The sequence below is a fragment of the Brevundimonas sp. genome (assembly GCF_035627475.1).
Classification (GTDB): Bacteria; Pseudomonadota; Alphaproteobacteria; order Caulobacterales; family Caulobacteraceae; genus Brevundimonas.
The window spans coordinates 215,743-225,269 of the sequence record NZ_DASPLR010000046.1 but is presented as its reverse complement, the minus strand read 5'-3'; the positions used below and the strand labels follow the sequence as shown (position 1 = coordinate 225,269).

The 9,527-nt window shown below is 65.1% G+C and carries 9 protein-coding genes; 8 read left to right on the top strand and 1 reads right to left on the bottom strand.

The annotated features are described in order from the left end of the window. The 3 genes from VEA62_RS13610 to VEA62_RS13600 all read left to right on the top strand — a co-directional run. Positions 1-607, top strand: a 607-nt coding sequence (locus VEA62_RS13610) for a TCP-1/cpn60 chaperonin family protein (RefSeq protein WP_324822747.1), incomplete at its 5' end; no start/stop codon positions are given. A gap of 153 nt (positions 608-760) precedes the next feature. Then, positions 761-1,042, top strand: a complete 282-nt coding sequence (locus tag VEA62_RS13605; protein WP_324822745.1) for a type II toxin-antitoxin system RelE/ParE family toxin — start codon at positions 761-763, stop codon at positions 1,040-1,042. A 10-nt stretch (positions 1,043-1,052) separates the two neighbouring features. Beyond that, positions 1,053-1,370 carry a HigA family addiction module antitoxin gene (locus VEA62_RS13600; protein ID WP_324822743.1) on the top strand — a complete coding sequence of 106 codons (318 nt, stop codon included), beginning with the start codon at positions 1,053-1,055 and terminating at the stop codon, positions 1,368-1,370. A gap of 335 nt (positions 1,371-1,705) precedes the next feature. Here the strand turns inward: VEA62_RS13600 and VEA62_RS13595 are convergent, their stop codons facing one another. Continuing rightward, positions 1,706-3,307: an SIR2 family protein gene (locus tag VEA62_RS13595; protein WP_324822741.1), complete on the bottom strand. Its 1,602-nt coding sequence runs from the start codon at positions 3,305-3,307 to the stop codon at positions 1,706-1,708. A gap of 301 nt (positions 3,308-3,608) precedes the next feature. Here VEA62_RS13595 and VEA62_RS13590 point away from each other — a divergent pair, with 301 nt between their 5' ends. The 5 genes from VEA62_RS13590 (at position 3,609) to VEA62_RS13570 (ending at position 9,463) form a co-directional block, all read left to right on the top strand. Further along, positions 3,609-4,301 (top strand): hypothetical protein, encoded by a 693-nt coding sequence (locus VEA62_RS13590; RefSeq protein WP_324822739.1) that lies wholly within the window; start codon positions 3,609-3,611, stop codon positions 4,299-4,301. A gap of 36 nt (positions 4,302-4,337) precedes the next feature. Next, positions 4,338-4,808: a hypothetical protein gene (locus tag VEA62_RS13585; RefSeq protein WP_324822737.1), complete on the top strand. Its 471-nt coding sequence runs from the start codon at positions 4,338-4,340 to the stop codon at positions 4,806-4,808. Positions 4,809-5,384: 576 nt separating this feature from the next. Next, positions 5,385-5,681, top strand: coding sequence for a hypothetical protein (locus VEA62_RS13580; protein WP_324822736.1), 297 nt, complete (start codon positions 5,385-5,387; stop codon positions 5,679-5,681). A 576-nt stretch (positions 5,682-6,257) separates the two neighbouring features. Then, positions 6,258-7,757, top strand: a complete 1,500-nt coding sequence (locus tag VEA62_RS13575; RefSeq protein WP_324822733.1) for an ATPase domain-containing protein — start codon at positions 6,258-6,260, stop codon at positions 7,755-7,757. Beyond that, entirely contained in the window at positions 7,754-9,463 is a 1,710-nt protein-coding gene (locus tag VEA62_RS13570; RefSeq protein ID WP_324822732.1) for a response regulator, read from the top strand. The genes VEA62_RS13575 and VEA62_RS13570 overlap by 4 nt, the downstream gene beginning before the upstream one ends. Positions 9,464-9,527 lie beyond the last annotated feature (64 nt).

Here is a 9,527-nt window from a genome sequence, read left to right as displayed (position 1 = left end):
CAAGAAGCAGATCGAGGACACCACCTCGGACTACGACAAGGAGAAGCTGCAGGAGCGTCTGGCCAAGCTGGCCGGCGGCGTCGCGGTCATCCGCGTCGGCGGCTCGACCGAGGTCGAGGTCAAGGAGAAGAAGGACCGCGTTGACGACGCCCTCAACGCCACCCGCGCGGCGGTCGAGGAAGGCATCGTCCCCGGCGGCGGCATCGCCCTGCTCAAGGCGACCAAGGCGCTTGAAGGCCTGACCGGCGACAACGCCGACCAGACCGCCGGCATCGCCATCATCCGCCGCGCCATCCAGGCCCCGATCCGTCAGATCTCGGAAAACGCCGGCGTCGAAGGCTCGATCGTGGTCGGCAAGGTGCTGGAGAACAGCTCGCGCACCTTCGGCTTCAACGCCCAGACCGAAGAATACGGCGACCTGGTGCAGATGGGCGTCATCGACCCCGCCAAGGTGGTCCGCACCGCCCTGCAGGACGCGGCTTCCGTGGCCGGCATCATGATCACCACCGAAGCCGCGGTCGCCGACGCGCCCAAGAAGGCCTCGGCCGGCGGCGCCGGCGGCATGCCCGGCGGCGGCATGGGCGGCATGGGCGACATGGACTTCTGATCCGGTCGTTCGGCCAGTTCAGGCTGAAACAAGAGGGCGGGTCCGGCGACGGGCCCGCCCTTTTTCTTGCCCGCGACGCGCCCCCGTGTTCCTGTTATGTTCTGGCGAACGGGCGTTGACAGAGGGGCGTAGCGCGGCGCGCTACATCATGCTATGATCCAGAGCTGGAAATCCCGCGACGCGAAGGCGGTCTTCGAAGGCCGCGCGCCCAAGGGCTTTCCGGCCGATCTGGTCAGGGCGACGCGGCGGCGGCTGGAACGGCTGGACGCGGCCGTCACCGTCGAGGATCTGCGGTCACCGCCGGGCCACCGGCTGCACAGACTGGGCGACGACCGTGCGGGACAGTGGTCGATCAGCGTCAACGACCAGTTCCGCATCTGTTTCGTCTGGGGCGACCACGGCCCGGAGCAGGTCGAGTTCGTGGACTATCACTGAGGACGCCGGGATGACCGCTCACGACTACACCGCCTTCGCCGAGCCCCTGGCCCATCCGGGCGAGCACCTGCGCGAGGACTTCCTGCCCGACCACGGCCTGACCCCCGGCGCCCTGGCCCGGGCCATGGGGCTGAAGGACCGGACCCGGATCGAGCGGCTGGTGCGGGAACAGCAGCCGGTCACCTCGGACACCGCCCTGCGGCTGGCGCGGGTGTTCGGGACCACGGCGGAGTTCTGGATGAACCTGCAGACGCAGCACGATCTGTCGAAGGCGGCCATCGCGGCGCGCGACGAACTGGCGGCGATCGAGCCGTTGAGGGTGGCGTAGGGCCCCTGCGGGACGCCGCCCGGCGGCGGGCGCCATGATCACCCCCTCAGCCGCGGTCGCCGACGCGCCCGGGAAGGCCCCGGCCGGCGGCGCCGGCGGCGGCATGGGCAGCATGGGCGGCATGGACTTTTAAGTCCAGACTGGGGCGGGCGTCAGCCCGCCTCGGGACGTCTCCTTGTCATCCCGGCCTTGAGCCGGGACGGAAGAGGGCGGGTCCGGCGACGGGCCCGCCCTTTTTTTGTTGGAGGAATTAATGCCTCTGAAAAGTAGGCGGAAGTTCGCATGTCGGCGGTTCGTCGAGCAAAGGGTGAGGCCAGTTCCGCCGCCTCAGGTCGCTAGAATCCGAACGCCAAGAAATCATAACGACATATGAGCTTTCGGTAGGCTGTGACGTAAGGCTCGCGTGTGAATGCGTCAGCATTCTCTTCGAGGAACGTCCGCAGGCGAGCGATATCCACCTCATCCGCAGGCTGGAAGCCGAGCATGATTCCAGCTTCGGTGGGCCCGGTTGCCTTTGCTATAATTTCTTCGGTCGAGAGTCCGGCGAAGGCGCTACGATAACGAGCAGTATAGGAGCGGCCCAAGCTATAATCCGCCCCTGATATCTTAGCGACGACCTTCTTTGCCCCCTCATACTTCGATGCTGCGAGCGCTTCGCGAGATTCGATGCCCGCAGCTCTGAGGTATCTAAAGATGGGGATAAAGGTTCGGTGGGATCGGGCCAAGCCCGGAAACGCCGCGCTAAGAAGGTCTGCCGCGTTGAACCGTGATTCTGGCGCTATGCAGTCTCTGAATATCTCGTCAGGCGAGACACCAGCGTAGCCCTTTCGTGACAGCGCATCCTGAGTCATCTGATCGACTTTCTCGCCGAGTTCCTGCTGCCGTTGCGCGACACCGATCCCGACGACAAACTCCACATTTTCGGCCGAGTTGATCTCATCGAAATCGACCACGGCGAGCTTTCCTGCATTCTCGCCAGGAGAATGGACCAGTTCGTAGAGTTGCTCTTTGAAGAACCGTAGCACTCGAGCTGGGATTTTACGTTTTGTTGCCGTCAGTGCCGCGTACACCTGACCGTAGTGAGCTACTTTGGCCACCATCATCGTGACGCTGAAGGCGTCAGATTGAATCGTAGTTCGCTCGATAGAGGGGCTCTCGTCTGATTTCGCTCTTTGGACGAAAATCAGATTCTCTTGAAAGGCGGCGACCTTTTCTTGAGGCAAGCAGGCGGCAATAGAACTGATAATCGCCCGTATGTGAGGGTCGGTAATCGAGTAACCCAGAAAAATAATCGGATGCTCGACAAAAATCGTGACCAGTTTAGCTGCCAGATATGGGTTCTTTGATGAGAATTCTTGGTAATCCTCGGCGGTGAGGACGAGACTTCTAGGTTCCGACACCGAGCCATGGATTTTGTAAATCTCTCCTATCGATTGAGGGTTGGCAAAGAGTAGCTCTTGTTGGCCAACGAATACCTTAAAGTCGGGAAATAGCTCTTCGATGAGGAAATCCCAGTTTGTGGTGATGACCCCGTCGACTGATATTTCTGAGAAACTCGCAATCTCTGCGCCGAACTCAGATGCGCGGGCAGTTTCCAAGGAAAAACCACCGATATAACCGGCTATTTCGACCTTCAATGCGTCAGACTTAGACTTTACTTGATTACCGTAGGACTCGCGGCTAACTGCCGTCTCTGGCGCGTTCCACCACCATTCATTGTAGTCTTCTGCCATAAAGCTGGCGGCCTTCGGAAGGTCGCCGTCAGCCTTGGAGCTGTAGTATCCAAACTCCCGTATCGGCCCACAAAACCGAGAAAGAAGGCCGGCCCAGTCTTCAAGTCCCAGATAGCGTCGCGAAAATCCCGACCCAACAAATAGGAATGGAGCGGCGGGGTGCTTTTCCAGGAGCTCCTTCAACACGTCAGTGGGATCAGCCATGAGACTTCCTTGATTTTCTGTCCCCTGCTTAGCGTGGAGGAAGCAGCGCGCAAACTTCTCGGACGCTGCAGCCTAACGCATCGACGCAGGCAGCGCCGGAACGGCTTCGTGTCCCCGGACGACGGGGGCGTGCCCCCGGGCGCGACGGGGCACTGACGAGTGTGGGAAGCATTTCGCACTGCCGGGTCGATCATTGGAAGATAGGTCCGGCAACTGGGCAGACTCGCGCAAGTAGTGCGAAATCGTTGACTCCACCTGCGACTCACTGCCTCCAAAGCAGGAAAAAAGATCGGGGTTAGCCATGCCCATCGAGACGGTCCACCTCCGCAAGCTTATGCAGCTGATGCTGGCTGAGCCTGCATCGGAAACTTCCCTGCTTCGACGGGACATCAACGAGCACTTCGGTCGGGAGCGTAGAGCGCCGGGTGAGGGCGGGGGTGATTTCCATTCCGCGTTCTGGGCCGACGCCAAGGGCCATGCGGACGGAAGGGTGAACCTACGCCTCGCCACACCCGCGCGTATTGTTGCCAATGAGCGCCGCCGCCGCCTCTATCCGGAGCTCACACGCGGGTTCCTTGAGTGGTGGGAGGAGCGCCGGCGCTTGCGCAACGAGCCTTTCGAGATCGACGAAGAGCGAATGCGGGGGCGCCTAGTTCTCGATGGACTTGGAACGATCAGAGTGGAGAACAACCTCGCCTTTTCGATCGTCGGAGAGGCGCGACGGATCATCTATCCCTACTTCTGCGAAGAACCAGAAATGGATCCGGACACTGCCCGCTTGGGTCTGTGGGCGATGTCGGGGGCCCTGCCGGGTCGGGCTATCGAGGACATGCGCATCCTCGACGTTATCCGGGGACGGTCTTTCTCAACTGTCGAATGCCCGCAACGCGGCACTGAAGAGCAAGAGTTTCGAGGTCTCTACGGCGCCTTGTTGGATCGTTGGCGAATGCTGAGGGCGCAATACGACGACCAAGGCAGACGCATCAGGCCCTAGGGGCCAAACAGGGTTTCGGTCGAGCAGGGGGCTCGAATGGATGGACACAACTACGAACCACTTAAGGCCCACATCCTGCCTCTGTCGCAGGCTCAAAACTTCGATCTCGCTCGCCGTGAATGGTCCCTGGTGGCGGTCGAGCTAAGCGAGGAATGGGACAACTGCCCCTGTGGTCAGGACATCAAAGAGCATTGCTTCATCCGCAACGGCATTACCGGTGCGCAGACCTATGTCGGCAACGTCTGCATAAAGCGGTTTATCGGGATCGACACAGGCACCCTGTTTGACGGGCTGCGGCGGCTGTCAAATGACCCCACCACAAACCCTAACGCCGCTGTCGTTGAGTACGCTTGGAAGAATGGGTTTTTGTACGATGAAAAGGAGTACGGATTTCTGCTCCAGATAGTGCGCAAGCGAAATCTTTCCGACGCTCAGCAAGCTTGGAAGCTGAAGGCTAACCGCCGCATTCTCAAACAGACCGTGGTCGCTCGCCGGACCCGTCGCTAGCTACCATCGATTGAATTGCGCTTGCCGTTCAGCGCCCAAGCCGTGCGGGTCACTGTTTCGGCTGCCGAGCGACGCGCACATTCCCACGAGCATTAGCAGGCCTAGGCCAACCGCGATTTTAAAGAGACCGCGAATGGTCGCCTGTCCAGCCGGACTCTCCGCGGCCTTGAAGAAGCAGTGCCACGCGAACTGAAGAGCCAAGAAGCCGCCGACGGCCCCCAGTATTGCCAACGCACCAGTGGTGCCCGCGCCATTCATCTGACCCACCCCGTTCGGCCGCACAGTAGAGCGCGTGAGCTTCCGACTTCAAACAGTTCAGACCACCCGCCCCGGCACGCCTCAAGGACGCTGCGCGCCGCTCGCGCGGCAGGCCGGGACGGCCTGTCCTTGACCCGCGCCGGGTCGGGCGGCCGGGGCTGGGCAAGGCGGGCGCGCGGGGCGCGCCGGGGGGAGGTTGAAGAGGTGAGGGCTGTGCTTGGGTCAGGCCCCCTCCACCGCTTCGCGGTCCCCCTCCCCCATGAAGGGGGAGGAGACGCCGCGGGGTGAACCGCCGGCGTTGCGGGGCGTTGGGCGGCGATGAACCGTTTGCGCGATCCCCAGACCTGCCGCCGCGCCCTGCGCGAGATCGGGGAGATCGCGGCGGTGGCGGGGCTGGAGGACAGCCAGATGACCGACCAGGAGGCGCTGGGGAGCATCGCCGCCATCGCCGAATGGGTGCTGGACGAGGCGCCGGGGGCGCGGGCGGACTGCGGCGACGTGGTGCGGCGGCTGGAGCGGATGACGGCCGGGGTGGACTTCGAGGCCCTGGGCGACCGCGAGGCGCAGGCGCTGTTCGGCGAGGTGCTGGGGGTGCTGGAGGGGGCCTCGCTTTAAACCGCTCATCCCGGCGAACGCCGGAACCCAGTGCCTTGGGTGATGGAGCGTCCGGGCGTGAGGCTGACGGGTCGTCCTGAAACGCCGGCGTCAGGCTGGGCAGGACTGGGTCCCGGCTTTCGCCGGGATGAGCGGAATAGATTGGCCCGCCCCCGTGACGCTGTGCCGGCTATTCCGGAATCTATAGTCGGGTTGTGCGGACGAAGGCGCGCGAAAACAGCGGGTTGGCTGAATCTAAAACCGATCTTCCATCCGGAGAACCGGGCCGGGGTAGACTGCTGTTGTTCGCCCGCCGGTCTTTGACAATCGAATCCCCGTCCCGCCGCCCGAGGCGCGACCCCTTCAGGACCCCGATGCCGACTCTGCCGACTCCGCCATAGCGAATTTCCGTCCGCCGGCGCCGACTCTGCCGACGCCGCCACAGCGAAGTCCTGGGTTTCACCCGGGTAAAATCCTTTCGTCCGCCCTCCCGTCGAGGGCCGCCTGGCCGGGGTCGGCCGCGAATGAGGCGGATCGGCGCCGTGTAACCTTCTCGATATCCGTGCGTTACGGCTCAGCTGGAACATGAGAGGACCCATGGCGAAGGACGGACACAGCGACGGGAAGGACGCGGCTTTCGGAGTGCCCGGACTGGACGACATCCTCGCCGGCGGGCTGGAGCGGGAGCGCATCTATCTGCTGGAAGGGGCGCCGGGGACGGGCAAGACCACGGCGGCGATGAGCTTCCTGATCGAGGGGGCGGAGAAGGGCGAGCCCTGCCTGTACATCACCCTGTCCGAGACCGAGGAGGAGCTGCGCGGCACGGCGCGGTCGCACGGCTGGTCGCTGGAGGGGGTGGAGATCTTCGAACTGGTCCCGCCCGAGAGCCTGCTGGACGAGCAGCAGCAGCAGAGCCTGCTGTATTCCTCGGACCTCGAGCTGGGCGAGACCACGCGGATGATCTTCGACGCCGTGGAAAAGGTGCAGCCGACCCGGATCGTGGTCGACAGCCTGTCGGAGATCCGGCTGCTGGCCCAGGGCTCGCTGCGCTACCGGCGCCAGGTGCTGGCCCTGAAGCACTATTTCGCCAGGCGCGGGGCCACCGTGCTGCTGCTCGACGACCTGACCACCGACGTCAACGACAAGACGGTGCATTCGGTGGCCCACGGGGTGGTCCAGCTGCAGGAGCTGGCCCCCGAATACGGGGCCGAGCGGCGCCGGGTGCGGGTGATCAAATACCGCGGGCGGCGCTTCCGCGGCGGCTATCACGACTTCACCATCAAGACCGGCGGGCTGGAGGTCTATCCGCGCATCGTGGCCTCGGAGCACCGCACGGCCTTCGAGCGCAACCCGGTGTCGAGCGGCGTGGCGGGGCTCGACAATCTGCTGGGCGGCGGGGTCGAGCGCGGCTCGAGCGCCCTGATCCTCGGGCCGGCGGGGACCGGCAAGTCGCTGTTCGCGCTGAACTTCGCCGTGTCGGCGGTGAAGCGGGGCGAGAAGGCGGCTCTGTTCATCTTCGACGAGGAGCTGGGGCTGCTGTTCGCCCGCATGCGCGGCCTGGGCATCGATCTGGAGGCGATGCGGGACGACGGCTCGCTGATCATCGAACAGGTCGACGCGGCCGAGCTCTCGCCCGGCGAGTTCGCCTCGCGGGTGCGGCGCTGCGTGTCGGAGAAGAACATCAAGACGGTGGTGATCGACAGCCTGAACGGCTACCAGGCGGCGATGCCGCAGGAGCAGTTCCTGGTGCTGCACATCCACGAGCTGCTGCAGTATCTGAACCGCCAGGGGGCTTCGACCTTCCTGACCGTCGCCCAGCACGGCCTGGTCGGCGACATGAAGGCGCCGGTGGACGTCACCTATCTGGCCGACACGGTGATCCTGCTGCGCTATTTCGAGGCGGTGGGGCATGTTCGCCGGGCCGTCTCGGTGATCAAGAAGCGCGCCGGCGGGCATGAGAAGACCATCCGGGAATTCGACATCGATGACCGCGGCCTGGTGATGGGCGAGCCGCTGCAGGGCTTCCAGGGCGTGCTGCGCGGGGTGCCCAACTTCGTCGGCCAGGGCTCGGGCCTGATGGGCGACCCGGCCGCATGAGCCTCGGTGGGGAGCTTTCGGAACGGGCGCTGGTGCTGGCGCCGACGGGGCGCGACGCCGCCATCGCCGCCGCGATCCTGAAGGAGGCGGGCGTCCCGGCCCAGGTCTGCGACACGCTGGACGCCCTGCGCGAGCGGCTTGAGCAGGGGGCCGGGCTGGCGGTCGTGGTCGAGGAGGCGCTGCGCGACTGCGACCTCACCGGGCTGTCGGCCTGGATCGAGGCCCAGCCGTCGTGGTCGGACTTTCCGTTCGTCGTGCTGACCCAGCGCGGCGGCAGCGTCGAGCGCAATCCGATGGCGCAACGGCTGTCGGTCACCCTGGGCAATGTCAGCTTCCTCGAGCGGCCGTTCCACCCGACGACCCTGGTCAGCGCCGTGCGGACGGCGCTGCGGGGACGCAGGCGCCAGTACGAGGCGCGCGAGCGGATCGAGGAGATCCGGCGCGCCGAGGCCATGCTGGAGCGCCGGGTGGCGGAACGGACCGCCGAACTGGAAGCGGCCAACCGGCAGCTCGCCTCGCAGATCGGGGAGCGGGAGAAGGTGGAGTCGGCCCTGCGCCAGGCGCAGCGGCTGGAGGCGGTGGGCCAGCTGACCTCGGGCGTGGCTCACGACTTCAACAATCTGCTGACCGTGATCCTGGGCAATGTCGAACAGATGCGGAAACAGGCGCAGGATCCGGTCCTGATCCGCCGGCTGGCGATGATGAGCGAGGCCTCGCAGAGGGGGGCCCGCCTGACGGCGCAGATGCTGGCCTTCTCGCGGCAACAGACGCTGGAGCCGCGGCCGGTCGATCTGAACGACACCGTTCTGAGCATGCGGGACCTGCTGCAGAGCACGATCGGCGGCAGCGTGCACATAGCCGCGCCGCAACTGGCCGACGATCTGTGGCCGGCGATGATCGATCCGACCCAGATCGAGCTGGTCATCCTGAACCTCGCCATCAACGCGCGCGACGCCATGGAGGTCGGCGGGTCGCTGGCCATCCGCACGGCGAATGTGGTGCTGGGCGAACCCGACGCGCCCGAGGCGCCGCCGCCGGGGGAGTATGTCATGGTGGCCGTGAGCGACACCGGCTCGGGCATGACCGACGAGGTGCGGGCGCGCGCCTTCGAGCCCTTCTTCACCACCAAGGACGTGGGCAAGGGATCCGGCCTGGGGCTCAGCCAGGTGTTTGGCCTGGCGAAGCAGTCGGGCGGCGGTCTCGGCATCGAGACGGAGGTCGGGCGGGGCACCACCATCAAGGTCTTCCTGCCGAAGGCCAGCAGCGCGCCGGTAGCCCACAGCGCCGACGCCGGGGCGGCGCCCTCGGCGCACAACGATCATCTGGTCGTGCTGGTCGTCGACGACGACGATGCTGTCCGCGAGGTCACGGCGGGACTGCTGACCGACCTCGGCTATAACGTCGTCGAGGCAGGAAGCGGCGGCGCCGCGCTGGACATCATCGAGCGGCACGACGGGATCAGCGCGGTGGTGCTGGACTTCGCCATGCCCGGCATGAACGGCGCGGACCTTGCGCGGGAGCTGAGGGCCCGGCGGCCGAGGGTGCCGATCCTGTTCGCCACGGGCTACGCCGACGCCAAGGCCCTGACCGGAGTCGGCGACCACCAGATCGTGCACAAGCCGTTCGTCCAGGCCGAGCTGGCGCGGAAATTGTCGCGCAGTTTCGTGGCGGCCCAAGGCCCGGCCTCCGTGTTCGGCAAACCGTAACGAAAACGGACCGACAATGTCCGGCAACCGATTGACGGCCCGCGCGTTGTGCCCGATCGCGGGA

Bases quoted from the DNA above. Each gene is read 5' to 3' on its own strand.
- VEA62_RS13605 (WP_324822745.1), top strand. From the start codon at position 761: ATGATCCAGAGCTGGAAATCCCGCGACGCGAAGGCGGTCTTCGAAGGC.
- VEA62_RS13600 (WP_324822743.1), top strand. From the start codon at position 1,053: ATGACCGCTCACGACTACACCGCCTTCGCCGAGCCCCTGGCCCATCCG.
- VEA62_RS13595 (WP_324822741.1), bottom strand. From the start codon at position 3,307: ATGGCTGATCCCACTGACGTGTTGAAGGAGCTCCTGGAAAAGCACCCC.
- VEA62_RS13590 (WP_324822739.1), top strand. From the start codon at position 3,609: ATGCCCATCGAGACGGTCCACCTCCGCAAGCTTATGCAGCTGATGCTG.
- VEA62_RS13585 (WP_324822737.1), top strand. From the start codon at position 4,338: ATGGATGGACACAACTACGAACCACTTAAGGCCCACATCCTGCCTCTG.
- VEA62_RS13580 (WP_324822736.1), top strand. From the start codon at position 5,385: ATGAACCGTTTGCGCGATCCCCAGACCTGCCGCCGCGCCCTGCGCGAG.
- VEA62_RS13575 (WP_324822733.1), top strand. From the start codon at position 6,258: ATGGCGAAGGACGGACACAGCGACGGGAAGGACGCGGCTTTCGGAGTG.
- VEA62_RS13570 (WP_324822732.1), top strand. From the start codon at position 7,754: ATGAGCCTCGGTGGGGAGCTTTCGGAACGGGCGCTGGTGCTGGCGCCG.